At 58.2% G+C, this 26,816-nt stretch carries 28 protein-coding genes; 13 read left to right on the top strand and 15 right to left on the bottom strand.

Going from position 1 to position 26,816, the window contains the following annotated elements; genetic code table 11:
• Nucleotides 1-696: 696 nt before the first annotated feature.
• The 3 genes from AB5Y73_RS20415 to AB5Y73_RS20405 form a co-directional block, all read right to left on the bottom strand.
• Complete coding sequence (locus tag AB5Y73_RS20415; RefSeq protein ID WP_107683696.1) at nt 697-2,451, bottom strand: AIPR family protein; 1,755 nt, start codon at nt 2,449-2,451, stop codon at nt 697-699.
• Between the two features lie 383 nt (nt 2,452-2,834).
• Nucleotides 2,835-3,098 (bottom strand): hypothetical protein, encoded by a 264-nt coding sequence (locus AB5Y73_RS20410; RefSeq protein WP_005334591.1) that lies wholly within the window; start codon nt 3,096-3,098, stop codon nt 2,835-2,837.
• 300 nt (nt 3,099-3,398) lie between these two features.
• On the bottom strand, nt 3,399-4,436 hold the full coding sequence (locus tag AB5Y73_RS20405) for a Mal regulon transcriptional regulator MalI (RefSeq protein WP_005344074.1): 1,038 nt from the start codon (nt 4,434-4,436) through the stop codon (nt 3,399-3,401).
• A gap of 290 nt (nt 4,437-4,726) precedes the next feature.
• Between AB5Y73_RS20405 and malX the strand changes: the two genes are divergently transcribed.
• Both malX and AB5Y73_RS20395 read left to right on the top strand, forming a co-directional pair.
• Nucleotides 4,727-6,325 carry a maltose/glucose-specific PTS transporter subunit IIBC gene (malX, locus tag AB5Y73_RS20400; protein ID WP_107683697.1) on the top strand — a complete coding sequence of 533 codons (1,599 nt, stop codon included), beginning with the start codon at nt 4,727-4,729 and terminating at the stop codon, nt 6,323-6,325.
• A gap of 75 nt (nt 6,326-6,400) precedes the next feature.
• Nucleotides 6,401-7,591 (top strand): MalY/PatB family protein, encoded by a 1,191-nt coding sequence (locus AB5Y73_RS20395; RefSeq protein ID WP_107683698.1) that lies wholly within the window; start codon nt 6,401-6,403, stop codon nt 7,589-7,591.
• A 13-nt stretch (nt 7,592-7,604) separates the two neighbouring features.
• Here the strand turns inward: AB5Y73_RS20395 and AB5Y73_RS20390 are convergent, their stop codons facing one another.
• The 12 genes from AB5Y73_RS20390 to ascN all read right to left on the bottom strand — a co-directional run bounded on the left by AB5Y73_RS20390 (nt 7,605) and on the right by ascN (nt 18,764).
• Nucleotides 7,605-8,312, bottom strand: coding sequence for a DUF3142 domain-containing protein (locus AB5Y73_RS20390; protein WP_180343062.1), 708 nt, complete (start codon nt 8,310-8,312; stop codon nt 7,605-7,607).
• A 3-nt stretch (nt 8,313-8,315) separates the two neighbouring features.
• The gene (locus AB5Y73_RS20385) at nt 8,316-10,448 is read right to left on the bottom strand and encodes a hypothetical protein (protein WP_107683699.1); all 2,133 of its coding nucleotides are present in this window, start codon (nt 10,446-10,448) and stop codon (nt 8,316-8,318) included.
• Nucleotides 10,449-10,697: 249 nt separating this feature from the next.
• On the bottom strand, nt 10,698-11,120 hold the full coding sequence (locus tag AB5Y73_RS20380) for a hypothetical protein (protein WP_181497150.1): 423 nt from the start codon (nt 11,118-11,120) through the stop codon (nt 10,698-10,700).
• A complete protein-coding gene (locus tag AB5Y73_RS20375) occupies nt 11,120-12,070 on the bottom strand; it encodes a hypothetical protein (protein ID WP_107683701.1) in 951 nt (316 codons plus the stop codon). Before AB5Y73_RS20375 ends, AB5Y73_RS20380 begins: the two co-directional genes overlap by 1 nt.
• A 137-nt stretch (nt 12,071-12,207) precedes the next feature.
• Nucleotides 12,208-13,266: a SctU family type III secretion system export apparatus subunit AscU gene (gene ascU / locus AB5Y73_RS20370; RefSeq protein WP_107683702.1), complete on the bottom strand. Its 1,059-nt coding sequence runs from the start codon at nt 13,264-13,266 to the stop codon at nt 12,208-12,210.
• Complete coding sequence (gene ascT / locus AB5Y73_RS20365; RefSeq protein WP_019446797.1) at nt 13,263-14,051, bottom strand: SctT family type III secretion system export apparatus subunit AscT; 789 nt, start codon at nt 14,049-14,051, stop codon at nt 13,263-13,265. Before ascT ends, ascU begins: the two co-directional genes overlap by 4 nt.
• Entirely contained in the window at nt 14,048-14,314 is a 267-nt protein-coding gene (gene ascS / locus AB5Y73_RS20360) for a SctS family type III secretion system export apparatus subunit AscS (protein WP_005334586.1), read from the bottom strand. Before ascS ends, ascT begins: the two co-directional genes overlap by 4 nt.
• Before the next feature lies 1 nt (nt 14,315).
• On the bottom strand, nt 14,316-14,969 hold the full coding sequence (gene ascR / locus AB5Y73_RS20355; protein ID WP_005334585.1) for a SctR family type III secretion system export apparatus subunit AscR: 654 nt from the start codon (nt 14,967-14,969) through the stop codon (nt 14,316-14,318).
• Nucleotides 14,966-15,892 carry a type III secretion system cytoplasmic ring protein SctQ gene (sctQ, locus tag AB5Y73_RS20350; RefSeq protein ID WP_236095692.1) on the bottom strand — a complete coding sequence of 309 codons (927 nt, stop codon included), beginning with the start codon at nt 15,890-15,892 and terminating at the stop codon, nt 14,966-14,968. The genes ascR and sctQ overlap by 4 nt, the downstream gene beginning before the upstream one ends.
• A complete protein-coding gene (locus AB5Y73_RS20345; RefSeq protein WP_235655490.1) occupies nt 15,889-16,977 on the bottom strand; it encodes a type III secretion system needle length determinant in 1,089 nt (362 codons plus the stop codon). Before AB5Y73_RS20345 ends, sctQ begins: the two co-directional genes overlap by 4 nt.
• A 6-nt stretch (nt 16,978-16,983) precedes the next feature.
• Entirely contained in the window at nt 16,984-17,445 is a 462-nt protein-coding gene (gene ascO, locus AB5Y73_RS20340; RefSeq protein ID WP_181497152.1) for a type III secretion system central stalk protein AscO, read from the bottom strand.
• Entirely contained in the window at nt 17,442-18,764 is a 1,323-nt protein-coding gene (gene ascN / locus AB5Y73_RS20335; protein ID WP_118853548.1) for a SctN family type III secretion system ATPase AscN, read from the bottom strand. The genes ascO and ascN overlap by 4 nt, the downstream gene beginning before the upstream one ends.
• A gap of 189 nt (nt 18,765-18,953) precedes the next feature.
• Between ascN and aopN the strand changes: the two genes are divergently transcribed.
• Genes aopN through aopB form a run of 11 tightly spaced genes read left to right on the top strand, consistent with a single transcriptional unit; the run spans nt 18,954 to nt 26,806 of the window.
• Entirely contained in the window at nt 18,954-19,832 is an 879-nt protein-coding gene (aopN, locus tag AB5Y73_RS20330; RefSeq protein ID WP_118853549.1) for a SctW family type III secretion system gatekeeper subunit AopN, read from the top strand.
• The gene (acr1, locus tag AB5Y73_RS20325; RefSeq protein ID WP_005334576.1) at nt 19,813-20,094 is read left to right on the top strand and encodes a type III secretion system gatekeeper subunit Acr1; all 282 of its coding nucleotides are present in this window, start codon (nt 19,813-19,815) and stop codon (nt 20,092-20,094) included. The genes aopN and acr1 overlap by 20 nt, the downstream gene beginning before the upstream one ends.
• The gene (gene acr2 / locus AB5Y73_RS20320; RefSeq protein ID WP_058055781.1) at nt 20,091-20,462 is read left to right on the top strand and encodes a SycN family type III secretion system chaperone Acr2; all 372 of its coding nucleotides are present in this window, start codon (nt 20,091-20,093) and stop codon (nt 20,460-20,462) included. Before acr1 ends, acr2 begins: the two co-directional genes overlap by 4 nt.
• Complete coding sequence (gene ascX, locus AB5Y73_RS20315; RefSeq protein ID WP_005334573.1) at nt 20,459-20,824, top strand: type III secretion system protein AscX; 366 nt, start codon at nt 20,459-20,461, stop codon at nt 20,822-20,824. Before acr2 ends, ascX begins: the two co-directional genes overlap by 4 nt.
• Nucleotides 20,821-21,171, top strand: coding sequence for a type III secretion system chaperone AscY (gene ascY / locus AB5Y73_RS20310; protein WP_153227498.1), 351 nt, complete (start codon nt 20,821-20,823; stop codon nt 21,169-21,171). Before ascX ends, ascY begins: the two co-directional genes overlap by 4 nt.
• Nucleotides 21,104-23,269, top strand: coding sequence for a SctV family type III secretion system export apparatus subunit AscV (gene ascV, locus AB5Y73_RS20305; protein WP_272955812.1), 2,166 nt, complete (start codon nt 21,104-21,106; stop codon nt 23,267-23,269). The genes ascY and ascV overlap by 68 nt, the downstream gene beginning before the upstream one ends.
• Nucleotides 23,266-23,721 (top strand): LcrR family type III secretion system chaperone, encoded by a 456-nt coding sequence (locus AB5Y73_RS20300; RefSeq protein WP_118853551.1) that lies wholly within the window; start codon nt 23,266-23,268, stop codon nt 23,719-23,721. The genes ascV and AB5Y73_RS20300 overlap by 4 nt, the downstream gene beginning before the upstream one ends.
• 39 nt (nt 23,722-23,760) lie before the next feature.
• Nucleotides 23,761-24,045, top strand: coding sequence for a type III secretion protein (locus tag AB5Y73_RS20295; RefSeq protein WP_118853552.1), 285 nt, complete (start codon nt 23,761-23,763; stop codon nt 24,043-24,045).
• Between the two features lie 9 nt (nt 24,046-24,054).
• On the top strand, nt 24,055-25,140 hold the full coding sequence (locus AB5Y73_RS20290) for a virulence-associated V antigen (protein ID WP_118853553.1): 1,086 nt from the start codon (nt 24,055-24,057) through the stop codon (nt 25,138-25,140).
• A 9-nt stretch (nt 25,141-25,149) separates the two neighbouring features.
• Nucleotides 25,150-25,653, top strand: coding sequence for a SycD/LcrH family type III secretion system chaperone AcrH (gene acrH / locus AB5Y73_RS20285; RefSeq protein WP_042054069.1), 504 nt, complete (start codon nt 25,150-25,152; stop codon nt 25,651-25,653).
• On the top strand, nt 25,634-26,806 hold the full coding sequence (gene aopB, locus AB5Y73_RS20280; RefSeq protein ID WP_279499453.1) for a type III secretion system translocon subunit AopB: 1,173 nt from the start codon (nt 25,634-25,636) through the stop codon (nt 26,804-26,806). Before acrH ends, aopB begins: the two co-directional genes overlap by 20 nt.
• Nucleotides 26,807-26,816 lie beyond the last annotated feature (10 nt).

Here is a 26,816-nt window from a genome sequence, read left to right as displayed (position 1 = left end):
TCCCCGCTCCGTTGCCGGAGCCTGTTGGCATGCCGCCCTTGCAGGCCGGCATGCAGACAAAATTGACCCGACTATTATCGCGCCGGGGCAGAGGTCACCCTATCGGACAAATGTGCGAATAACTGGATTTTTGTGCGCCATCACCTCGAGTGTGACCCTGATCGCAAAGCTGAACAGCTGCCGACTTGGGGGCGGATTGAATCGCTCATGTTTTTATTGATGATTAAAATCAATTGGTTGTGTTTATGTGTGGTTCAGCGCCTTGGCCATGCGGTGAGTTTTCACTCAGCGAATGGGGGCGCTCTTTCTGTAAATTTGTGAGGTGGAAAACGGCTGTGGGATGTGAGCCAACGCACAGAAATGGCCCCGCTGGCGGGAAGCGAGGGGCGGGCGCAGGGGAGTCGTGAGCAGAACAAGCTGGAGAAATGGGTTGCACCATCGGTGCCAGACAGCCCACCACAATGGGCAAGAAAAACCACAGTCATAGACGCACCGTAGGGTGCAACGAACGAAGTGAATTGCACCGCCTGTTTGGGCAGGGAGTGTGGTAGCAAGAGAGGGGATGGCCGAAAAGAGAGAGGTGATAACGCGAACGTCCGAATACGCTCCGCTATTCGAACCTATGAAAATAATATTGAAATTTGACGTTCTTAATTGCCAACATATAAGGAGTCAGAAAGACTCCTTATATGTTTATTATAAAATTTGTTTATGCGGGTTGACTCTTACGTTTTTATTTAGCAAGCCTTTGTTAAATTCGTCAACCATAGTTTCAGTTCTGATAAAGTCTCGAATTTTTTCTCGAGTACTTACACTATACCTTGATAATATACTCTCAAGTTTAATTGCCACCTCTTCAATATGCTCTACAAACTTTTCATTATCATTTAAAACAGCAGATACTTTATCTTTTAATGCTCTTTGACTTTTGGGGGGAGCTTCAAGTAAAGTTGGTTGATCCCAATGTTTTCTTACTAATGCATATAATATATAAAATCTAAAAATCCCGCGTGACCGTTCAATCTTAGATGTTCTTAAAAGAAAATCGAATTTATATAACGCCAAGGCGGCAACGTGATATAATTCAACGTTATGGCTTTTAGAGAAGATTTTATTTCTAAACTCTTTTCTAATACCTCTGTGGTCTCTTGCTGCTCTATGTGGTTGGAAGAAGAACATCGCTGCAGCTACTTTCATCAAGTCAGAAGGGCGAAGAATCCTTGTGCGCTCAACAGAAATATCACGATATTGATTGTCTCTTCTTTCTATAAATATTCTATCTTCGCCACTTTGAGCTGCACAGTATTCTTCCAAATCCTTCATGAATGGTAGTAGTGCCCAAAATTGATCTTCTCTTACTTCATTTTGACGATTAGTTCCAATAATAATGCTAGAAATAAAGTCTGTATTACTGCAACCGATTAATCGTAAGGGGACAGATATCTTATCCACGTTATCGTGGATATGCGAAAGAATATTGGTTGTTTGGCATCCATTGACGATCTGATAATCTTCAAGATTAAAAATATCACCCTTTCTATCTATGCTTTTTGATACGACGGTAATGCCATTATTTTTAAAAACAAAAGATTCATGGCCTCCTGCTTCCAGTTCTGCAATTATTGATTTATTGATATCAGAATCAGGATTGAAGTCTCTTACATTATCATAAAATATAGAACGATTTATATGTCTTATTCCGTCTTGATCTGGCTCACCAAGCGCTATTTTTAAAATTTCTGATGCGGGCACATAGCCAATATATGCCTCATCTACACTTTCATGAAGAGGCATTGTTATTGCTTTTTGGAAATTTATACTTGCAGATGTAGAGTTTGTCGCTGAGCGAAATCCATTCTGAATAACTTTTGCTCCGACACACTCAATAAGTACACTACTAAATATATTCAATTCATTTAGACGAATTTTATTTGTTTGAATTAGCCTATTGATTAACTCAGAAATAGAGCCTGAACCCGTGGTACAGTAGTAGCATTTTAGTGCTGGACTGGTTTTTGCTGCCGCATTATATATTTCTCCCTTTACATCGAACAGGCATTCTATTTGGTCGCCTTTTATGAGCTTTTGTTCAGTAAAGAAATCATAAACAGCATCAAGGAATTTTGAAATTTCACCATAATCTAGGTTGTCTGATATTTTGGACTGATAGAAATGGAATTCAGAAGAGTGGTTTTTACCGATAGAGAGAATTTCTGCAGCTTCATCAACATCAGTACAAAGCTTACCTTGAATCGATATTGCAACACCATCAATCCCAAATTCATCACCTTTTAGGTGAGCTTTAAATGGATCAATATTTTCACCGAGAACTCCATTTTCAATTGAAAATATAGACATTACTTCAAAAAGCTCTGAATCATTCATTTCTTCATGTGGATTCATTTCCCTAAATGTTTTTATTTGAGCTCTTATTATTGGGTTGATAGCCATATATCTCTCTTGTTTTTGTTAATATGAAGGCGAATTTTTATGCTGTTCGGGATGTAAATTTAAATATCGTCATAAATGAGTATTAACCCGCGCAACAATGGCATGCATATTCCCGTATTTTCAATTACTTGCTGGCACGTTACTCCTCTCAGCCTGCTGCGGTTATCCGGCGATGTGGTGGATGGCGAAACGGCTGCACAGGGTTATCTCTGCAAGAGTGGTTGCCAAGTGGGGCATATTAATCGAGATAGAGGCAGGGTAAAACCGCAGTCGGGCAAAAACCTGCCAGAGATCAATAAATTGCTCACTAAGAGGGTGTTATCTGACCACTTGGCACGGCGACCGCAAGCTGAGCTTCACCTCTTGTCGGGTACTACCGCTACTCAATACTCCAGAAACTTCTCCCCGCAGCGCTCACAAATAAGATGTTTTACATGGGTGGTCTGGTAGGCCAGTGTTTCACCAAACGCCCAGTTGGTGATGCTGCTGGAAGTAAAGGCTTGCCAGAAGGCTTTGCGCGGATCCTTGGGCATGATGTCCTGACTGTGATCGCGGGCGACCAGCACCACGATATGGCGGGTTCGTTCCCTGCATTTGTCACAGCGATGGATTTCACTCGGCGGATTCTGGTCGTGCGGGTTGCTCATAAATGGGATCGTGAAGTGAGGCAGGCGCCCATCATATTCCTCTCCACTTGGCTCTCAATCTCTCCTTGCTGACGCAGTGAGCAGGCTCACATTTTTGCGTCCCCCTCTTTGTTATTTGCCCGCGTGCCGCAGCCATGTGCCTCTGGTCGATGCCCGCTTCTGCGGTTTGCTGGTGAGCGGTGATGATATGGCGGGTGGGGTGAGCTCGGGCTTGCCCAGCCAGCTCAGGCCGACTCCCGCTTTTGTAGGCTGGGGGTGATGATATGGCGGCTGGGGTGAGCTCGGGCTTGTCCAGCCAGTTCAGGCTGATTCTCGCTTCTGCAAGTTGGGGGTGATGATATGGCGGTTGGGAGCGAGCTCGGGTTGCTGCATCCGGGTCAGCAGGCGCCTTGCCGCCTGACGGCCGATTTCGCGGGCCGGTGAGCTGACAAAGGTGAGGGCGGGGGAGGTGAGTTCGGCCTCCGCCACATCGTCAAAACCGAGCAGGGCCACCTGCTGGCCGATGTAGTTGTCCTTGCCCACGGTGCGGCCGCTCGCCTCGACGCCATAGATGGCGCCGAGTGCTACCTCGGGGTAGTGGCAGAGCACGGCGGTCACCTTGGGGTGCTGGTGCAGCAGCTGGGCGATGGTGTCGGCGGCGCTGCGCTGGGTGCGCTCGCACTCCAGTACCCACTCCGGTTTGAAGGGCAGGCCATATTGCAGCAGGCTGGCGCAGTAGCCGCCGATGCGCTCGGCGCGGGTGAGGGAGTCGGCCCGCCCGCCGACATAGGCGATATGGCGGTGCCCCTGCTCGATAAGATAGGTGGTGGCCTGCTTGGCGGCGTGGGTGTTGTCAGGGCCGATAAAGTCCACGTCATCGCGATAGTAGGAGCGGGCGGCGCACACCACCGGCAGCTCGGAGTCGAGCAGGGTCTCCAGGGTTTTGGCCGCCGCGCCGCGCACCGGATTGAAGATGATGCCCGCCACCCCCTGCCGTGACAGGGAGTGGATGCTCTGCTGCAGCCGCTCCGGGCTGTGGCCGCACTGGGTCAGAAACAGCAGATAGCCCTGCTGCTCAAGCACCTCGCTCACCCCGGCGGTCACCTCGGTATAGAAGGGGTCGGTGATGTCGCGCAGGATCAGCCCCACCAGATTGGACTGCTGGCTGCGCAGGTTGGCGGCGGCGCTGTTGGGCACATAGTCGAGCTCTTTTATCGCCTGCTGCACCCGCTCGGCGGTGGCCGGCGAGATACGTCCCTTGCCGTTGAGCACCATGGAGACGGTGGTGACCGACACTCCCGCCCGCTGGGCGACATCGGTGATCTTGGTGGCTTTGGCAGAGAGGGATTTGGGCGACATAGGGCGAACGGACGACGGACAGTTGAAAGCGAGGCCCCAGCATACCTGCTCAGATGCTCAAGTGAAACGTTACATCACCATCTGACCGATCCGGCTCACAAATTTGGATCCTGCTGCCAGCTAGTCCCCTTATTCTGTGATCCTGTCGGCACTTGTAAATTGATAAAACGTTTTATCATTCGGCAAAACCTGATGCTGACCCGCGCCTTTGTTTCGAGATTGCGTCGAGATTGCCTCGAGCGGGGGAGGGCAGCCGCAGATATTGCTGTCTATTCACAAGGAGCCGTTTCATGGCCAAGCCTCAAGCCAAATCCACCATCTGGGAGTTCCTGCAGAGCCTCGGCAAGACCTTTATGTTGCCGGTCGCCCTGCTGGCCTTCTCGGGCATCCTGCTCGGTGTCGGCAGTTCGCTCACCAGCGATGCGGTCAAGCAGAGCATGCCCTTCCTCGACAATACCGTGCTGCAACTGCTGTTCCTCTGGATGACCAAGGTGGGGCTGGTGGCCTTTATCTACCTGCCGGTGATGTTTGCGGTGGCCATTCCGCTCGGACTGGCGCGAGAAGAGAAGGGGGTCGCGGCCTTTGCCGGTTTCGTCGGCTATGCGGCGCTCAACCTCTCCATCAACTTCTACCTCACCGTGGCCAACGTCATCGGTGACGCGGCGGCGGAGAAGGCCTACGGGGTGAAATCGATCCTCGGCATCAGCTCCATCGACACCGGGATTCTGGGGGCCATCATCGTCGGGGTGATCGTCGCGAAGCTCCACGCCCGTTTCTACACCTACAAGATGCCCGATGCGCTCGCCTTCTTCGGTGGTGCCCGCTTCGTGCCCATCATCACTGTATTGGTGCTGGGTGTCGTCGGTCTGGTCGTGCCGTTCGCCTGGCCCTGGTTTGCTGCCGGCATTAACGGCATCGGGGCGCTCATCTCCCACGCCGGCCCCTTTGGCCCCTTCCTGTTCGGTACCGGTGAACGTCTGCTGCTGCCGCTCGGCCTGCACCACATTCTGGTGGCGCTGATCCGCTTTACCGAAGCGGGCGGCACCCAGCTGGTGTGCGGCAACGAGGTGAGTGGCGCCCTCAATATCTTCTACGCCGAGCTCTCCTGCGCCGATACCAGCGGCTTCTCGGTCTCTGCCACCTCCTTCCTCTCTCAGGGCAAGATGCCAGCCTTCCTCGGCGGTCTGCCGGGCGCGGCGCTCGCCATGTATCACTGCGCTCGCCCGGAAAATCGCGGCAAGATCAAGGCGCTGCTGGTCTCCGGCGTGGTGGCCTGCGTCATCGGCGGTATCACAGAGCCGCTGGAGTTCCTGTTCCTGTTCGTGGCACCGGTACTCTACGTCATTCACGCCATCCTGACCGGTCTGGGCTTTATGACCATGGGGCTGCTCGGCGTCACCATCGGCAACACCGACGGCAACCTCATCGATTTTCTGGTGTTCGGCGTGCTGCAGGGCACCGCCACCAAGTGGTATCTGGTGCCGGTCGCGGCGGCCATCTGGTTTGCCATCTACTACAGCGTGTTCCGCTTCGCCATCGTGCGCTTTAACCTGAAAACCCCTGGTCGTGAAAAAGAGAGCCGCGAAATCGAGACCAGCGAGGCTGCCCAGCCCGCAGGCAAGAAGGCCGGCAACAGCGGTTACAACGGTGAAATCATCCTTAACGCCCTGGGCGGGGCCGATAACATCCTCGCGCTCGATAACTGCATCACCCGCCTGCGGATGTCGGTGCAGGACATGAGCCGGGTCGATGACAAGGTATTGAAAGCAAACGGCGCCATCGGGGTGATCAAGCTCGACGAGCACAACCTGCAGGTGGTGATCGGCCCGCAGGTGCATCTGGTGAAAAACCAGCTGCAGAGCCTGATGGGGGCCGGAACCGGCCAATAAGATCCGAACGGGGGGCGCAAGCCCCCCTTGTTTGCCTCTCCCAATATGTCTCCTGTTTATGGAGGGAGAAACTTCATGCACGATATTTATGACTTCGACCGCGTGGTCGACCGCCACGGCACCTACTGCACCCAATGGGACTATGTAGCCGACCGTTTTGGCCATGCCGACCTGCTCCCCTTTACCATCTCCGACATGGATTTTGAGACCGCCCCCTGCATTCGCCAGAACCTGGCAACCCGTCTTGAGCACGGGGTATTTGGCTACAGCCGCTGGAATCACGACGACTTCAAGGGGGCGGTGAGCAACTGGTTTGCCCACCGCTACGGGGCGAGCCTCGAACCCGAGACGCTGGTTTACGGCCCCTCGGTCATCTATGTGATTGCCCAGCTGGTGAGCCTCTGGTCGGCGCCGGGTGAGGGGGTGCTGGTACATACCCCTGCCTACGATGCCTTCGGCAATATGCTGGCTGCCAACGACCGGGTGCTGCTGCCCTGCCCGCTTAAAAAAGAGCAGGGGAGTTACCAGATCGACTGGGCCTGCTTCGAGCAACAGGCAGCCCGCCCCGATTGCCGGATTTTGCTGCTCTGCAGCCCCCACAACCCCACTGGCCGGGTCTGGACGCGCGATGAACTCGGCCGGATGGCCGCCATCTGCCAGCGCCACGGGGTCAAGGTCATCTCGGACGACATCCATATGGATGTGAGTTTTGCCCGCTACCTGCCGTGGAGCGAAGTAGCGCCGGACGATCACTGGGCGCTGGTAGGATCGGGCTCCAAATCCTTCAATATTCCCGCCCTTGGCGGCGCCTACGCCTTTATTGCCAACGCAGCGGCGCGGACCGCCTATCTGCAGCGGCTCAAGGCGGCCCACGGCCTCTCATCGCCGCCCATTCTCGGGGTGCTGGCCCATATCAGCGCCTATCGGGACGGGGCTGCCTGGCTTGATGCCCTGAAAGCCTACCTGCACGGCAACCTCACCCATGTGGCGGCGCGGCTCAACGCCGCCTTCCCCGCCATCGACTATCGGGTGCCCGAGGGAACTTATCTTGCCTGGATTGATCTGCGCGGCCTTGGCATCGGCTCCACCGAACGGATGGATGCGTTGCAAGCCTTGCTGGTGGAGAAATACCGGGTCGCCATCATGCGCGGCGACACCTACGGCCCGGAAGGCACAGGCTATATCCGCCTCAACGTCGGCTGCCCGCGCTCGAAGGTTGACCAAGGACTCGACGCTCTGATCGGTGCGCTGGGGGAGGTGGAGTAAGGGATATCCTGGACTAGCGATTGATCAAGAAGACGACCTCCCCCCGGTAGTGGGGGGAGGTCGCAAGCTTTGCCTGCCACGAGGGTTCCCACTCGCCCTCCTGCACCAGACCAACCTTGAATGGAATGGTGAGCTGCATCATGGCGGGTAGATAGGCGCTGTAACCCGGTACCGTATGTTTTCCCTGATAGGTCTGGATGACTATCTCATCGACCGGAAGGCTGTTGAGCTGCGCCACATCCCCCGTCTTGGCCCAGTCGAGCAGGCCCGTTACGCTGAGCTTGCACTCTGCCGGCAACACTTGTCGCAACTGCCGCAAAGAGGTGGCGTAACGATCCAGTTGGCGGGTGGCTGCATCAAAGTCGATCTGAATACCCGTTACTTTGGCTCCGGCCTTGCGCCACTCCTGATACAGCTTGACCAGCAACTTCTTGTGATCGGCAGAGAGCGGCAGCGTATTCACTCTCACGACAAGCCAGAGTTGTTCGGTCTGAAGTGGCGTTGGAGCGCGCCCCAGTTTGATAAAACGGGGGCCGGATGGCCTGTTCAGGATCTCCCCCTGATGCAAATAGAGGGTGGTTGCCTGTGCCAGGACTGGCTGATGTCGGGTGGCAGACCAGAGCCAGAATGCGTCATAGCTGTTGGCATCGACACTTGCCTTAAGTGGCGCAGCAAGTGTCGATAACAGAATTAGCAGGCTAGGCACGAGGGGCTGCGGCATGGTTTACCAGTAGTATTTGAGTGATTTGGCCCATACCGAGTTGCCATAACGTTGCTTGAGCGTGTTGAACCAGGCTTGCCGCATGCTCTTGGGGAGCTCCTGATCGTCACACCCGTTGTAGCCTGATGGTGCGTAGCAGTTGATGGCTCTATAAAGGGCATAGCTCTTGTCTTCGGGCTCGGCTTTAGGGTTGGCCATGACGGCCTGATATAGCTTTAGCCTGCTTGGCGCGGTGGCTGACTCAGGTTTTGACAATCCCCAAACCATCTCCTTTCCTTGCCACAAATTGATCGCGGGATCCTTGTTGCGCAGATATTCACCCAGGCAGTTGAGTGCGTGTCCGTCTCCGGGGTGTTGCAGCAGTGTGCCGAGAGTGGAGGCCAAATCACGGCAGTAATAGCCCTGCGGTGTGCCTTCACCTCCCCACTTGAATGCTGACAAGAGCACATCTCTGTTGGGTACCGGTTGCCATGGTTCATCCTTGGGTGGGGTAGCCTCCTTGTAGTCGGCCGGAATAAGTGTCACGTCTTTCAGGAACGTTGCGTAATCCTCTGCAATCAGGTCTCTCACCAGCAAGGTATGCAGGGCGATTTGTCTTTCCAAGGCGCTTGTGGCCTGCCGAGCCTGCTGACGAAGCAAGTCCGGATCTGCCGACTGTTTTAACACGACGGTGCGGATCCGCAACTGAGTGACAGGGCTCTCTTTGTTGAAAATGGCCGCAGTATTGCCGGTACGTACCCACTGATCTGCCAGCATGTTCTCCACGAATGCCTGTTGGGCTTGAGTGAGAGGTGCCGCTACGAGCGTCATCAGGGCTTGCTCTGCCTGGTCAAACGCCTTCATTCCTTGCTGTGCCCAGATGCGCAGCAACTGGCGGCTAAACGCCAGGGTTGATGCGTTTTGTCCTTCTGTTTTGGGCAACAGCGCCAGTACAGCATCAAACTGTTGGTTCTGCAGCAATCGATAAGCTTGCAGATAGGTAGCCTCTTCCGTTTTACCCGTCTCTTGCAGCTGTTGGATGGCCCCATCGATCTGCTCGTCACTCCAGTTGCGTTTCTGGTCATAGCCAGTTCTGAGGCCACGCAGTGCATTGATAAACAGCAGCTCAGGCTGAGTTTTATCCTCGTAGGCGAGTTCATTTCGATAAGCATCTGCGCTCAGCAAAGAGAGATCTATTTCGTTAACCAGCGCCTCAAGTTCCGGCAGGGAGTGGTCAGCGGCTATCGCTTCGCTATAGTTATCGCGCAATGAAGCCTGGTCACCCGCCATCCAGTTGATGCGTCTGAACATCCCCTTGGTCGAGCTGACGTAACGGCCTTGCGGATAGGCCGCCAGATACGACAGCCCCTGTGTCATGGCCTGTTTCAGCGCCTCTTTATCACTCTTGGTGAAATCCGTATCACCATACTCGCTCTGCGCATCTTTCACCGCTGCATTAAGGTGTGTTCGCATCACCATATAGCTCGCGGTTTCGGCAATCCACGGTGCTTTTGCCTCTTGCAGAGCCATAAAGCCGGTCAATGCCTCGGAGAAATGACCTTCGTAGAAGTGGCGTGCCGCATCTAGGTAAGCCTGCCACTCCTTGGCAGACTCGCTCATTGTGATGTCGGAAGACTGGGGGCTATCTTCCTGTTGACCAAGGAGCTGTAAGCGGGTTTTGAGTAGATGCGTGCGCTCGGTAGATGACAGGTCACTCTGCTCAAGGGCATCGAGAAATTGACTGACAGATTGCAGTGAGTTGGAAATGGCTCGGCCGTAAAGGGCATCCCGACCAGCATAGTGTTCCAGCAAAGTCGGGAGCGAGGCGTCGTGGGCGGTGAGCCGGCTAAACAGCTGTTCACGTAGTTCCGGGACTTCCAACTCGTCGGGAAGTGGCAGGCGTTGCAGAGAGAAGAGTTCCATATCGCGTTCGTTGGCCGGATCGGCCGGAAGCATAAAGGGAAGGGAGAGTCGCTGCTTGTCAGCCAGCAGCATCAGCAAGTTGCTCTTGGTGTCATTTTCGGAAAGGAAAAGCGGATAAGCAGGCAATGGACAGTCTGTCAGCCAAAAACTGCACCCGTCTTGGTCGAATGAGGCAACCGAAGGAAAAGCAGCAAGCGTGAGTGCCAGTGCCGAACAGTATTTCAAGATCTTCATTAGAGGCGGTATCCACTATCTGCCGAGTGACAACTCCTTGAATCACGAGCCAAGAAGCCTGAAGCACAATGGCTGGCAATAGTACGCAAGTGGGTTGCAATCGACAACCTTTCAGTGGTTTATGATGGGCGTTCAAGCAGATAACAGAATGCTGATGGCCTTACGTTGTAAGGCCTGCAATAAAAACGGGGCCATCAGTGATGGCCCCGTGTTGGTTGCGCTGTGCTCAGTTATCAACCTACGCCGAAATCAGGCGCGAATGGTCGTCGGGATAGCGCTGTTCGGGCGTGACATGGCTGGTTCGATTGCTGGCTCGCTGAGCTCGGTAGCTGCTAGTGCAGTGCCTTGGGTCAGGGCTTCAGCCTGATGCAGCATGCGGCTGACCATATCGGTCAGGAGATCCACATCCAGCTTGTCCAGCCACTCGCGACACCAGAGCAGGGTGCTCTGTTCGCTGTCTCGGCTGAGTTGCAGCACAGGCCAGTCGGCCATGGCGGCGAGGGAGGGGGTCTGGATATCCCCCAGCGGAATAAACAGGGTCACCAGTTGATCCCGCTCGCGAATATGGAGGCTGAAGGGGCCCGCCTGCAGATCCAACCCCTCTTCGTGCAGGCACTCCTGCGGCAGGGATAGCTGGCGAACGAGGGTTGATAGCATGGCATGGAACATCATTAATCCTCCCGATGGGTGTTATCAAAGACCGACTCTGTGGGCGGCCACAGGTTGGCGATAGGGGGGCGGGCAGGGGTACCGACCAGTGGCGCCCCTATGGTGGCGGCCCAGGGGTCGACCACTTTGGCGTGTGGCCCCCAGCTTTCAGGCTTGGTGAGTTCACTCCCTTCGGCGCGGCCAATCACCACAAAGCAGTGGGTTTGGGCGTGCCCCTGTGCGCCACGATGGGCCAGCACTTCGATCCGCTGGTCACTGTTGTGGCGCAGCAGTTCGGCCGCCGCCGAATAGGCCAGGGTCGAGCAGCAACCGGCCTTGGCGTCATCCACCGCCTTGGCGATGTTTTCCATGGTGCGCAAGGATAGTGGCTGCTTGTTTCTGGTTATCTGGATGGCGGCCATATTGGCGCTGTTGTTGGCGCGCTGGTTGGCTGCCAGGCGCTGGGGATCCTGCCCGAAGGCGTTGAGTTTGCCGATGATCTTCTGATAGCTCGGGTTGTTGGGCTGGACAAAGGTCTGGGCGTCGGTGCAAGCGTAGCTGCCCAGTTTTTCCAGTCCGGCCATGCTCTTTTGCAGCAGGGCCTGGGTGCCACCCGCCATCACTTTCGGTTCATGTCGCGGGGCGGCTCTGGTGATGGCACCCTGTTCTGCCAGGGCCTGCTTCAGTTCGGTCAGACGAGCGCCGCGTGCTGCCACCTCTTTGGGGTGGTGCTGCTCCCAGTGCTGGATTGCATCCTGCACCCGCTGCGCTTTGCCGCTATCGGGGACGCTTTGCAACTGGCGCAGGGCGCTGATGACCTGCTTGAGATCGCTGCTCTGGAAGTGGCCGATGCCGCGCTTGACGGATTGTTCGAACAGCTTGTTACCCTTGGCCAGTAGCGGGCTGGCCTCTGTCTGCTGGGGTGAGGCTGGGCGGTTGAGGTGAATGTGTCCACCGATTGCTGGTAAGGCCATGATGTGATTCCCGACAGGGTTGACGATAAGGGGATGATACCGAGCCGTGATGGCGCGCTATATCAGGGAGCGGTCGGGGATTTGTCAGTTTTTCGCGTGTTGCGCAGTTTGTTTGGCCAGGCGGGCAGCGTACTGCCCTACCACTGTGGCCCTTCGCTCTGGCGCCAATGCTCCAGCCAGCGCAGAACCTCGGCGGTCGCCTCAATCTGGTCGGCGGGAATGTAGTTGTTGAGCTGGGCATCCCGATAGAGCGCGCGGGCCAGTGGAATGCGTTGCAGCACAGGGATCCCCTCCTCTTCGGCAATCTTGCGTACCTGCAGCGCCTGGGCATCGGTGAATTTGAGGGTCACCACTGGCAGCGGGGTTTCTCCCCGCTCGTAGCGAATGCCGATGGCGATATGGGTCGGGTTGGCGACGATGACCGAGGATCGCTTCACGTCGGCGCGCATGTTGCTCGATTGCAACTCCTGATGGAACTGGCGGCGCTTGCTCTTGATCTCCGGGCTCCCCTCCATCTCCTTGTACTCCCGCTTCACCTCGTCCTTGCTCATCTTGAGCTGCTTGATGTGCTGGTAGTGTTCGAAGGCGTAGTCAGCGATGGCGATCACCACAAAGCCCATGGCGCAAACCGCCATCAGCTGGCCCAGCATGCCCCCCAGTACCGGAGTGATGCAGCTCATGCCGCAGCCGGGCAACTGGAGCATCGCCTGCAGATTGCCCTTTATGGTGACCCACACCAAGAGGCTCAGGAGACTCACCTTGAGCAGTGATTTGACGAACTCCATCAGGCTCTTGATGGAGAAGATCTTCTTGGCCCCCTCCACCGGATTGATCTTTTTGATGTCTGGCTTGATGGACTCACCGCTCAGCAGAAAACCGTACTGTGCGAAGTGGGAGGCGAGTACCACCAGCACCGCGACCGCGAGGAGCGGAATGCAGAGATAGGCCATCTCCTGCATCAGGTTCTCCACCACATGGTTGAGCGCCTGGGTAAAGGGGAGGTTGATGTGGGACTCCGGGATCATCATCAGCTTGCCCAGATGTTCGAGGTAGTAGTCGGACATCGCCATCAGCATGCCTACCAGACTGAGGATGATGGCGGTGGAGACCACCTCCTTGCTCTTGACCACTTGCCCCTTCTGGCGGGCATCCCGCAACTTTTTGGGGGTGGGTTGTTCGGTCTTCTCGCCGCTCATCGCGCCTCCAGAATGGGGATCAGCAGTTGCAGCGGGTCCATCACTGCCAGCACCTGTTGATAGGCGTGATCCATCATCAGCTTGATGTAGATGACCAGCAACAGGCTGGCGACGGCGCTTTTTATCGGCATCGCCAGCACGAAGACGTTCAGTGAAGGGGCGAAGCGGCTGATCAGCGCCAGCCCGAATTCGGCCAGAAACATGGCGATCAAGAGCGGCGCCGCCAGCAAAGCGCAGAGCAGCAACATATGGCTGAACTGGCTGTAGAAAAAGTTGACCCACTGCTCGTCGATAGTGGGGAAAAAGTGCGCCACCGGCCAGCTGATATAGCTCTGGAACAGGGCGGCCAGCAGGGCGAGAAAGGCGCCGCTGGCAAAAAAGAGGGTGATCAGGGTCTGGGTCAGCAGCAGACCGGTGGGACTGGTCTGGCTGCCGAGACTCGGGTTGAACAGGGAGCCCATGGCGGCGCCGCGTTGGTTGTCGATCAGAAAACCGCTCGCCTCGATGGCCCAGAAGGGGATGGCGGCGACAAAGCCGATCAGCAGGCCGAGCAGCACCTCCTTGGCGATCAGCATGGCCAGCGCCATGCCGTCGATCTGATCCGGCAAGGTGTCGGCGACTGTGGGGTAGGCGTAGAGCGCCAGCGAGCAGACCACGCCGTTGCGGATCATCGCCCCTCCCAGCATCTGTTTGCTCAGCACCGGCAGCATCACGAAGCAGCTGATAAAGCGCGGCAGCAGCAGGGTATAGGCCAGCATCTGGGCCTGCAGGCTCTCCAGCGTCATTGGATCTGCGGCACCTTGAACAACACCATATCGGCAAAGCTGTAGAGCTCGTTACCCAGCCAGGCGGTGGTGGCAAACAGGGTGATCACCACGGCGATCAGCTTGGCGACAAAGCCCAGGGTCTGCTCCTGGATCTGGGTCAGTGCCTGCAGCAAAGAGACAAGGGTGCCCACCAGCGCCGCCACCAGCACAGGTGGCATCGAGAGGATCAGCACCAGCCAGAGCGCCTGGCTGGTGAAGTGAAGGATATCGGCGTGACTCATGCTAGCCTCCGTAACTGATGACCAGCCCGTGGGTCAGGCGGGCCCAGCCATCGAGCAGCACAAACAGCAGCAGCTTGAAGGGCAGCGAGATGGTCATGGGGGAGACCATCATCATCCCCATCGCCAGCAAGATGTTGGAGATGATGAGGTCGATGGCGATAAAGGGCAGGTAGATCAGAAAGCCGATTTCGAAGGCGCGGCTCAGCTCGCTCACGGTAAAGGCGGGCAGCAGGATCAGCAGGCTGTCTGGCTCCAGCCGGTCGGCATATTTGCTGGGCCAGAGTTGCTTGGTGCTGTCGATAAAGAAGGCGTGTTCCCGCGGTTTGATCTGCTTTTTCAAAAAGTCGCGGTAGGGGGCAATCCCCTCATCGAGGAACTTCTCCACCGATTCGGCTTTCGCCAGCGACACCTCGTTCTGGCGCAGGTAATCCTGGGTGGCAAAGCCAACCGGCGCCATCACATAAATGCTGAGAATGATCGCCAGCCCGTACATCGCCATGTTGGGGGGGATCTGCTGCACCCCGAGGGCGTTGCGCAGCAGCGAGAAGACCACCGCCAGCTTGACGAAGGAGGTGGCCATCACGGCGATAAAGGGGAGCAGGGCCAGCAGGGCCAGCCCGACGATAAGGTTTAGCTCGTCTGGCAACTGGATCATGACTGTGACTCGTTGTCGAGGCGTTCGACCCGTACACCCAGGCGACCCTGGATCTCCACCAGTCGGCCCGTTCCCAGCGAATGGCCGTTGCTGATGATGCGCACTTCGCCATCGAGGGGCGTGCCAAGATCGATCAGGGCGCCCGGTTGCAGGCTGGTGAGGGTATGCCAGTCCAGGGTCTGGCGGCCCACTTCGAAGCTCACCTGGATCGGCAGTTGATCCAGTTCGGTCGGGCCGAAGGGTTCAGCGGAGGCAGCATTATGCATGGCAGTCAATTCCAGATGTTGTGGATGGGGTTGGCAGTAGGCAAAGGGGCGACCCTCCACGCAGACCAGCAGTTGCTGGCCGAGCTGCGGATGGGGTGGCGGCAGCAGCACATCGCCGATAGCGAGGGTGACGAGCTCATCCATGGTCAGCCCCATCTCGCCCCACTGCAGCGAGAGGGTGAGGGGCAGCGGCAACCGCTGCTGCCGTGGCCGTGGTGGCAATCTGGCCAGCAGGGGCTCGGGCTGCGGCAGCCAGAGAGCGAGACTTGCCCCCTCCCGTTGTAACAGCAGTTGCAAGGCTGGCTCATCGGTCTGAACGTTACTCTCCGGTCGGGTCAGCGCCGAGCAGGTGAGGCCACCGAGGGGTTGTCCCAGCCGTTCGATCAGTGCCAGTTGCAGCGGCTCGGGCAGGCTGAACAGTGCCGCCTGTTGTAGATCCGGCGCCAGACAGTGCGCCAGCTCTGCGCCGTTGCACAACAGCGGCAAAGAGAGCCCCTGCCACTGCAGTTGCAGCCGGGTATCGAGCGTCGCAGGCGGCAAACCGATGGTGAGGAGAAGCTCGCCGCCACTCCAGCCAAAGTGCTGGCGGTATTGGCTCAGGGTCTGCTGTAAAGTCAGCTCTGCCAGCGAGGCGGAGGTGAGGGTAATCGGTGTCATGCGTCGGCATCCCACTCTTCGTAGATGGATCGTTTATGGCGCGAACCCTGTTCACTGTCGGGCTGGCCGAAGAGATCGAGGGCGACCCGCTCGCCGGGATAGAGCCGTTGCAGGCGGTCGACCAGATCGCTGCGCCCCTGATTGAGCAGCAGCTCTCCTTGCGCCGTGGCGAGGATCTCGATCTGCAACTCGCCATGGTGGTGAGCGATGCGAATGGAGAGATCGCCCAGCTGTGGCAACGTCAGGCGCAGCAGCGGCGGACGCTCCGAGCGGCCCAGCTCCTGATAGATATCCACCGCCAGTCGCTCCAGCAGCTGACCCAGCTCCCGGTTGTTTTCGGCTGGAGCCAGTCGGGCGAGCTGCAGATCCCCTGGGGTTTTCACCTGTGTGGGGATCGGTTGACCGCTGGCTTCGGGCATCTCGTCATTAAGAGTGAGCGCATTGATGTCAGTGTCAGCGGCGAGCGGCTCTGCGAGCTCACGGGCATCGACTAAGGATGCTTCGTTCAGTTGCTGGGCGGCTTTTTCGGTCACTAGCGCCCTGTCCAGTCCAGAGGTGTCACCTGCTATCAACGTGTTATCCGTGCCCTTATCGGAATATGCCGAGGGCTTTTCCTGTGCCGATGACGATGTGGACTGCGAGCTCTTTTGTCCTGGTAGTGACCATGCTTCTAGGGACAGGTGTGCGCAGTCCTCCAGCTCTTTATCCTGTGAGTGTTGATCTGCTTGTCGCTCTGTTTCCTTCTGGTCACGGGCGGCCACTTCAGAGAGGGAAATGCCGAGTTGCTCCTCTTTGACGAGCGGCTCTGGCTGCTGTTTTTTTGACCTTCCGTGAGTGGTGGCAAGCTCCTGCTGTTGGGCCTTATCGGCTATCTCTTTTTTCTGTTGCTGCGCCTGCAATAGCTGTTGATGCAACGGAACCCTGCTTTGGTGCAGGTTATTTTCCCGGTGTTGGTGAGCTGTCTTTTGTTCCTGATCAAGCCGCATCGCCTGCTCGAAACGCTGTTGTTGCGACCGATTGGCTTCAGCCATCTGGGTATCGCCCCGGGCTGTCACTGTGCCCTGTATCGGGAGGATTCGGGTCATGACTCGTTACATCCTGATCTGCTGGCGGAACTCTTCCTGTTCCTGCTCTTCGTTGTAGTCACGCAGGGCTTGCTGTGAGGCCTGCTCCTGACGGTGTAGTTCGGCAAATTTCTGTTGCTGCTGGCGGGCTCGGTGTACCGCCTGCTGGCGCTCCTGCAAGCGGATGCGCTCTTCGGCGACCCGCTCGGCCTGCTCGGCGGCAGTTTGTTCAAGCTGGGCCTCTTTCTCCCGCAGCAGCGCCACTTGCTGTTGCCACGCCTTGAGCCCCTTGCGATCGAGTTGCTCCGCCTGACAGATGGCAAATAGCCGCTCTTCTTCGGCAAGGCGCCACTGGCGATAGTCGAGACTCTCCTGCTCCGCTTCGCGCTGGCGGACGCGGGCGAGTTGCACCCGAGCCTGCTGGGCGGCGAGCTGCTGCTCGGCCCGATCCAGCCACAGGTCTTTTATTCGTTGCAGGCGGCCAATCATCGGGTCAGCGTCTCCAGAGTCGAGAGGGCTTCCGGCAGTGAGCTGGGTTCATGAGTGCCTTGCCTGAGCCACTGGCGAATAGTCTCGATGCGGGCGATCGCCTCATCGGCTACCTTGTCCTGCCCTTTCTGGTATTCGCCGATCTGCAGCAACAGCTCCACCTCTTCATATTTCGCCAGCCAGCTGCGCAGTCGACCAGCCTGAGCCTGATGCTCGGGCGCGATGATCTGGTTCATCACTCGGCTGGCGGAGCGCAGCACGTCGATGGCCGGGTAGTGGTTGGCCGCCGCCAGTTTGCGCGACAGTATGATGTGGCCATCGAGGATGGAGCGGGTCTCGTCAGCGACCGGTTCTGTCATGTCATCCCCCTCTACCAGCACGGTATAGAGGGCAGTGATGGAGCCCTTGTCCGACTGACCGGCCCGCTCCATCAGGCGGGGCAGGGCGGCAAACACCGACGGCGGATAGCCCCGTCGGGTTGGCGGTTCGCCAGCGGCCAGACCAATCTCCCGCTGGGCACGGGCAAAGCGGGTGACGGAGTCCATCAGCAGCAGTACCCGCTTGCCCTGATCGCGGAAATACTCGGCGATGGAGGTGGCGACAAAGCCCGCCTTGGCCCGTTCCATGGCGGGGCGATCCGAAGTGGCCACCACCAGCACAGCCTTCTTGAGCCCCTCTTCCCCCAGATCCGCTTCGATAAATTCGCGCACCTCACGGCCCCGTTCACCGATCAGCGCCAGCACGGTGACATCTACCTCGGCGCTGCGAATAAGCGACGCCAGCAGGGTGCTCTTGCCACCACCTGCGGCCGCGAAGATCCCCATCCGTTGCCCCTCACCGCAGGTGAGCAGGCCGTCGATGGCGCGAATACCCAGCGAAATGGGCTCGGCGATGCGCTTGCGGCTCATGGGGGCCGGCGCATCCCGATAGACCGGATACCAGGCATCGGGCTCCGGCAGATGGCCACCGCCAAAGGGGTTACCGAGGCCATCGAGCACCTGACCGAGCAGATGCTCGCCGACCCCGACCTGATGCATGGCACCGGTCGGGCTCACCTCGGTGTTGGAGGAGATGCCGAACATCTCGCCAAGGGGGGTGAGCAGCGCCTGATGCTGGGCAAAGCCGATCACCTCTGCCTGCAGGGAGAGAGTGTTGTCCGGGTTGCGTAGATGACAGAGCTCACCGATCCGCACCCCGGGGACGACCGCCTTGAGCAGGGTGCCGGTCACCTGGGTGACCCGGCCACGGATCTGGATCAGGCGGCACTCGTCGATGGCGTGACGAAGCTGGTCGGGAATGTGGTCGAGGGAGAGGGTCATAACAATCTGCGCCATTGAAACTGGTGGCCACTATAGGGGATGGGGGGCTACGGGGATTTCAGCGCGAGTCGGGACTTTTTAGAAAACCGTTGGGAGCGGGCTAAAAATTCACGGCCGATTTTGGCATAGGGGGATGAGGGCGATTTTTATAATGCCATCCTCGTCAATCCATTCGTCACGGGAGTTTCCATGGCCATTATCCAGAGCAACCCCTATGCCTCTGCCGCCCAGCCCGAGCTGCGCGGAGCAGAGGTCGCATCCCGTCAGGCTCCCCTGCAGGGTGGGCAATTTCAGGGGGAGCGGGTCGTGCTGGCCAGTGCCGCCCAGTCGCTGGCAGATGCCGCCGAAGAGCTCACCTTTGTCTTTTCTGAGCGCGCTGAGCTTTCGCTCGCCAAGCGCAAACTGAGTGACAGCCATGCCCGCATCAGCGAGATCGAGGCGCTGGTGGGGGATTACCTCGACAAAGTGCCGGAGCTCGAACGCCAGCAGAAGATCAAGGAGATGGTGAGCCACCTCGGCAGCGGTCGGCTGGCCAATCTCTCCCAGCTGCTGGCCTACCTCGAGAGCTATTCGGGGGAGGTGAGCGAGCAGTTCGAGGCGCTCTGCCAGGCGCGCAAGGCCCTCGCCGGACGACCGGAGATGCAGGGCACCCTGGCGCTGGTGGAGCAGGCGCTGGCCAAGCTGGCGGACGAGCAGGGCAGTGCCATCGTGCTGGGGGCGCGCATTACCGGCCCCGCGGCCGAAGCGGCCAAAGCGGGCGTGGGAGCCGAGCAGGATCTACGGGATCTCTATCGCGATGCGGTGCAGGACTACCGTGCCCTCTCTGCCGCCTGGCGCGATATTCACAGCCGCTTTGGCAACGGTGCGCTGGAGAAGGTGACCGGCTTCATGATGAAGGCCCTGAGTGCCGATCTCGACAGCCAGCAGCGCTGGCTCGACCCGGTCAAGCTGGAACGGGTGATGAGCGACATGCACAAGCTGCGGCTGCTCAACACCCTCTCGGCGCAAGTGGACGAGCTGTGGCAACGGGTGAAGGAGGGCTCGGCCCATGGCATACGGGCCTTCTGATCTGATGGGCGATCTGATCGCCCTGGTGGAGAAACGCTGGGCCAGCGTGCGTGATGTGGAGCAGGTCGGTGTGGCTCTTGAGCTGTCAGATTGTCGCCAGCAGGTGCTGCTCTATCAAGAGCTCAAGCGGCTGATCCGCCTGCTGCCGGTGGAGCTGTTCAGTGAGGAGGAGCAGCGCCAGAACCTGTTGCAGTGCTGTCAGGGTGCGCTCGATAACGCCATCGAGCGGGAAGAGGATGAGTTGTCTGGAGAGTCGTCATGAACTGGATTGAACCCCTGCTGGTGCAGTTTTGCCAGGATCTGGGCATCACCATAGGGGATAACCCCCATTCGCTGATCCAGCTTGAACTGGAGCAGAGCGGCACTCTGCAACTGGAGCGCCATCAGGGACAACTGACCCTCTGGTTGGCCCGCGCCGTGCCCTGGCATCAGAGTGGCGAGGCGATCCGCCGCGCCATGACCTTGACCGCCGCGGCGCAAGGCCCGGCCCTGCCGGTGCGCAGCGGCTGGTTGGGGGAGGAGCAGCTGATCCTCTTCGTCACTCTCGATGAGCGGGCCGTGACTCTGCCCCAGCTCCATCAGGCCGTGACCACCCTGAGCCGGCTGCAGCGAGAGGTGCTGGCGTCATGAGCCGGATCACTGCTGCGCATATCGGTATCGAGCAGCTTAGCGCCATCTCCCTTGACGATCAGGAGCGCAGCCTGCCGGGGCGTTATGCCCTGTTACCCGATGGCCAGTCCATCGAACCCCATATCAGCCGCCTCTACCCCGAGCGGCTGGCGGATCGGGCGCTGCTCGATTTCGCCACTCCGGATCGCGGCTTTCACGACTTGCTGCGGCCGGTTGATTTCAATCAGGCGATGCAGGGTCTGCGCAGTGTGCTGGCAGAAGGGCAGAGCCCGGAGTTGCGAGCGGCCGCTGCGCTGCTCGAACAGATGCACGCCGATGAACAACTGATGCAGATGACCCTTCATCTGCTGCACAAGGTATGACCATGGTGCTTACGTCACAGCAGCAGGATGCGCTGCTGCTCACCGGCTGGTTGCAACTGCAATATGGCCACCCTGACAAGGCGCGCGTCCTGCTGGCCGCCCTGTTGCAGATCCACCCCGACCATCAGGGAGGGCGACGGACCCTGCTGGTGGCCCTGCTCAAACAGGGGGAGGGGGAGGCGGCGCTGGCCCATGTCGATCAGCTGATGCAGCAAGGGGAGGCCGACGGCCCGCTCTGGCTCTGCCGCAGCCGGGCCTGCCAGTTGGCAGGGCGGCTGGATGAAGCCCGTTTTGCCTATCAACAATACCTCGAATTGGAAGAGCAGAATGAATCAACGCTCCCTTGAGTTGCTGCGCCGGATAGGCGAGCGCAAGGACATCATGCTGGCGATCCTGCTGCTGGCCATCGTCTTTATGATGGTCTTGCCGCTGCCGCCGGTGGCCCTCGATATCCTGATTGCCATCAACATGACCATCTCGGTGGTACTGCTGATGATGGCGGTTTATATCAATTCGCCGCTGCAGTTCTCCGCCTTTCCGGCGGTGCTGCTGATCACCACCCTGTTCCGGCTTGCCTTGTCGGTGAGTACCACCCGGATGATCCTGCTGCAGGCCGATGCGGGGCAGATCGTCTACACCTTCGGCAACTTCGTGGTGGGGGGCAATCTGGTGGTGGGGATCGTCATCTTCCTCATCATCACCATCGTCCAGTTTCTGGTGATCACCAAGGGTTCGGAGCGGGTCGCCGAGGTGAGTGCCCGCTTCTCCCTCGATGCCATGCCGGGCAAGCAGATGAGTATCGACGGTGACATGCGCGCCGGGGTGATCGACGTGCACGAGGCGCGGGATCGCCGCGGGGTCATCGAGAAGGAGAGCCAGATGTTCGGCTCCATGGATGGCGCCATGAAGTTCGTGAAAGGGGACGCCATCGCGGGCCTCATCATCATCTTCGTCAACATCCTAGGTGGTGTCACCATAGGGGTAACCCAGAAGGGGTTATCCGCCGCCGATGCGCTGCAGCTCTACTCCATCCTGACGGTGGGTGATGGCATGGTCTCCCAGGTGCCGGCGCTGCTGATCGCCATCACCGCGGGGATCATCGTTACCCGGGTCTCCTCCGAAGAGTCTTCCGATCTGGGTACCGATATCGGTGCCCAAGTGGTGGCCCAGCCCAAGGCGCTGCTGATAGGTGGTCTGCTGCTGGTGCTGTTTGGGTTGATCCCGGGCTTCCCGATGATCACCTTCTTTGCGCTGGCGGCCATCGTCACGGCAGGCGGTTATTTTATCGGCTTGCGTCAGCGCAAGGCGCAGAGCAGCAACAGTCAGGATCTTCCAGCCGTGCTGGCGCAGGGGGCGGGAGCCCCCGCCGCCCGCAGCAAGCCAAAACCGGGCAGCAAGCCGCGGGGCAAGCTGGGGGAGAAGGAGGAGTTCGCCATGACGGTGCCGCTCCTGATCGATGTGGATGCTGCTTTGCAGGCCGAGCTGGAGGCGATTGCCCTCAACGACGAACTGGTGCGGGTGCGCCGCGCCCTCTATCTCGATCTCGGGGTGCCCTTCCCGGGTATTCACCTGCGTTTCAACGATGGGATGGGGCCTGGCGAATACCTGATCCAGCTGCAGGAAGTGCCGGTCGCCCGCGGTCTGCTGCGACCGGGCCACCAGCTGGTGCAGGAGAGCGCCTCCCAGCTCGATCTGCTGGGGATCCCCTACGAAGAGGGGGCGCCGTTGCTGCCGGGACAACCGACCTTGTGGGTCGCTAATGAACATCAGGAGCGGCTGGAGAAGTCACGGCTGGCCAGCCTCACCACCGATCAGGTGGTGACCTGGCATCTATCCCATGTGCTGCGGGAATATGCCGAGGACTTTATCGGCATTCAGGAGACCCGCTACCTGCTGGAGCAGATGGAGGGGAGTTATGGCGAGCTGGTGAAGGAGGCGCAACGCATCATCCCGCTGCAGCGGATGACCGAAATTTTGCAGCGGCTGGTGGGGGAGGATATCTCCATCCGCAACATGCGCGCCATCCTCGAGGCGATGGTGGAGTGGGGCCAGAAAGAGAAGGATGTGGTGCAGCTCACCGAGTACATCCGCAGCAGCCTCAAGCGCTACATCTGCTACAAGTACGCCAACGGTAACAACATCTTGCCTGCCTATCTGCTCGATCAGCAGGTGGAGGAGCAGATCCGCGGCGGCATTCGCCAGACCAGCGCGGGCAGTTACTTGGCGCTCGATCCCACTATTACCCAGAGCTTTCTCGATCAGGTGCGCCATACCGTCGGTGATCTGGCCCAGATGCAGAACAAACCGGTGCTCATCGTCTCCATGGATATCCGCCGCTATGTGCGCAAGCTCATCGAGGGGGATTACCATGCCCTGCCGGTGCTCTCCTATCAGGAGCTGACCCAGCAGATCAATATCCAGCCCCTCGGGAGGGTCTGCCTGTGAGGGGGGGCCCGTTAACTACTGACCCCCTGATCCCCTGGCTGCAAGCCAGGGGTGTGGCGGTGGTACCTCACCATCTGGGGGCAACCCCCATCCAGCTCGGCCACGCTTTCTGCTATCGCCAAATTTATCTCGCCTGGCGCTTTGATGCTGCGACCCGACGGGTCTGGATCCTGCTGGTGCGCCGTGAGGGGGAGCGGGCCGGTCTGGCCAATCCCTTTGCAGCCCTCTATCTGCTGGCCGAAGCCACTCTGAAAGTGCTCGGGCCGGGCCATTACCTCTACGGCAACGTCGATGTCTTTCGTGGCAGTAGCCTGAGTAGTGAGCGGCTCGGGCGCTTCTACCTGCGCTGGACGGGAGCCAGTGAACCCGAGCCCGGCTGGTTCATGCTGGCCGCCGAGCGAGTCTGTTCCGTGCGGGATATGCGAAAACGACAAAAGCACGGCCTTGCGTGACAGGCATGTCCAAAGGGGCCTCATAGAATAGGAGCCAAGATGAAACAACCGCGTTTTGCCGACCATAGCGAGGCCATTTTGCAGGCAGAGCAGGCCATTGCCGACAGCGATCACCGCAACGCTCTGTTGCAAGAGATGCTGGCTGGCCTCGCTCTCTCGGATCAGACCTGTCAGCTGCTATTCGATGCGCCGACCGAGCAAGTGGCCGTGGCCGAGCAGGAGTTGCTGGCTGAGATCCAGCGCAGACAGGCGTTACTGCCGGCACAGCCGGGAGAGGGCCGTAAGAGTCGCCGTCCCACCATGATGCGCGGACTGATGATTTAAGGAGTCGTGATGAGCACTATCCCTGACTACAACACCAACCCTGGTGCGTTCGTCGGCTGGCTTGATGGGCAAGCGCTGGACGCATTGCCGGGCCATAAAAACCCCAAGTTGACCGAACTGGTCGAGCTGCTCAAGGGCAAGATCACCATCAGTGCTGACTCATCGACTGCGCTGAGCAAGGAGCAGCTGGAGAAGTTGCTGGCTGCCTATCTGACGGATCCCGCCTCGATCAACGGGGGTTGGGCGATGGGCCAGTTCCAGGGGGGGCAAGATGCGGCCATTGCCGCCATCAAGGGAATGATCGAGCGGGGAGCAAAACAAACCCCGCCAGTCACCCACTGGACCGTCCCTGAATTTATGCTGCTCTCCCTCAGTGCGCTGACCATGGATCGCATCGATGACGATCTCATCACGACCTTTACCGGGGTGATGGCGTTTCAGGACAACCAGCGTAAAGGGCTGCGGGACGAGCTTGCAGAGATGACCGGTGAGCTGAAGATCTACGGGGTGATCCAGTCCGAGATCAACAAGGTGCTCTCTGCGGCATCCAGCCAGACCTTCAACACCAATTTCAATCTGCTGGATTACAAGCTCTATGGCTATCAGTCTCTGGCCGAATTTATGGATGGGTCAGAGTTCAAACTGTTGTCAAAAATGTTTACCGATGGGGCGGTGCAAAAAGCACAGCAAGATTTCACCAACGCTAAAAATGAGCTGGAAAAAGTAACGTCTGCCAGCCTCGACCCCAAAACGCTGGGGGAGGCCAAGGCCGATTATGAGCGTAAAAAAGCCAATTTTGAGAAGATCGTAGCCACGCAGGTCCTCACAGTTAAAACGTTCCTCGAAAGTGAGCAGAAGAAGAGCGGTGCGATGAAAAATATCGAAGCCAGCTACAGCTATGACAAGGACAACAACAAGCTTGGCAACTTCTCCACCAGTGTGAGCGACCGTTCTCGCCCGCTCAACGATCAGGTCAGTGAAAAGACCACCCGCCTCAACGACGTCAGCTCGCGCTACAACGCCGCCATCGAGGCACTCAACCGCTTTATCCAGAAATATGACAGCATCATGCGCGACATTCTTGGCGCAATTTGAGGAGAGATCATGCAGACCGATACCACCCTGACCCCGGAATATGAAGCAGAGCTGGAAGCCTTTATGGCTGACGGTGGCACCCTGGCCATGCTGCAGGATATCTCGGGCGACACCCTGGAGCAGCTCTATGCCCTGGCCTTTGGCCAGTATCAGGCCGGCAAGTGGGAGGATGCTCACAAGATCTTCCAGGCCCTCTGCATGCTGGATCACTACGAGCCGCGCTATTTCCTCGGGCTGGGTGCCTGCCGTCAGGCGATGGGGGAGTTTGAAACGGCGGTTCAAAGCTACAGCTTTGGCGCCATGCTCGACCTGAAAGATCCCCGTTTCCCGTTTCATGCTGCCGAGTGCCGGCTGCAACAAGGTGATTTGAACGGGGCCGAGAGTGGCTTCCACTCGGCCCGACTGCTGGCGGACACAGATCCCCGGCAGGCAGACCTGGCGGCAAGCGCCAAGGTCATGTTGGAAGCCATCGCAATCAGAAGGGATCTGCAAGATGAACCCGATCAGCAATGAAAGACAGGTTTCCCCGCTGGGAAACACAGGTGATGTTGCGGGCCTGGTGCCCGTAACCCAACCTCGCAGTGAAACACGGCTCGATGCCGCCACGGTGCAAGTCACCGGTCAGGCCCGCAAGTCAGGGGTCTCGCTAAACGCACCACTGGCGGTAAGCAATAGCCAGGTCAGTGCGCAGCAACTTGGTGAAATCGGCAAGTTGGTGGCTTCGGTGAAAGAGAACACCCGCTTGATTCTGCCGCACACCACCGGGTTGGTGACCGCAGCCTTTACCTCGCCCGAAGCGTTCGAGATTGAGCTGGGCAAGCTCACCAGCGATCTGGAGAAGACCCAGACCAAGCTGAAGCTTGATGATATCCGGCAAGCTCGCACGCTGAACGAGAAGAAGATCGGCGAGAACCAGGCGAAGATCAAAGAGGCAGAAGAGAGTGCCCAGGAGGCCAAGAAGGCCGGTATCTTTGGCAAGATTTTCGGCTGGGTCAGTGCCATCGCCTCGCTGGTGATCGGCGCCATCATGGTGGCAACCGGGATTGGCGCTGCCGCCGGTGCCCTGATGATCGCAGCTGGCGTCGTTGGCGTGGTCAACATGGCTGTGCAGCAGGCTGCCGCTGATGGCCTTATCTCCAAGGAGGTGATGGAGAAGCTGGGGCCAGCCCTGATGGGGATAGAGATTGCATTGGCAGTGATGTCGGCCGCAGTCAGTTTCGGCGCGACCATTGGCGGTGCGATTGCCAAACTGGGCGCCAAGATTGGTGGCAAGGTTGCGGATGTTACCGCCAAAATCGTTGCCAAGGCGGGTGAAATGGCCGCCAAATTTGGTGCCAGAGCAACTTTTGAGGCGGTGAAGGTGAGTGACAAGGTGGCGAAAGTGGCCAAACTGGCCACCCAGGGTGCCGATATCCTCATTGATGTGAGCAGTGGCGTGGCCAAAACGGTCCAGTCAGCGAAAGAGTCCGAGTCGCTCGATGCCCAGGCTGATCTTGCCTTGAGCAAGAGCGAGATGACCGAACTGCAAGGGGTTATCGACAAGCTCAAGGAGGCGATATCCCAGATGATCGAGGCGTTCCAGCAGACCATGGAGATGATCTTCCAGATGATCAATGCCAAGGGCGACATGATGAACAACCTGGCCCGCAGACCTGCCGCTATCTAAGGAGTACCGA

This window comes from Aeromonas sp. s7(2024) (assembly GCF_040907825.1).
Classification (GTDB): Bacteria; Pseudomonadota; Gammaproteobacteria; order Enterobacterales; family Aeromonadaceae; genus Aeromonas; species Aeromonas veronii.
This window is presented reverse-complemented; position numbering and strand designations above follow the sequence as displayed.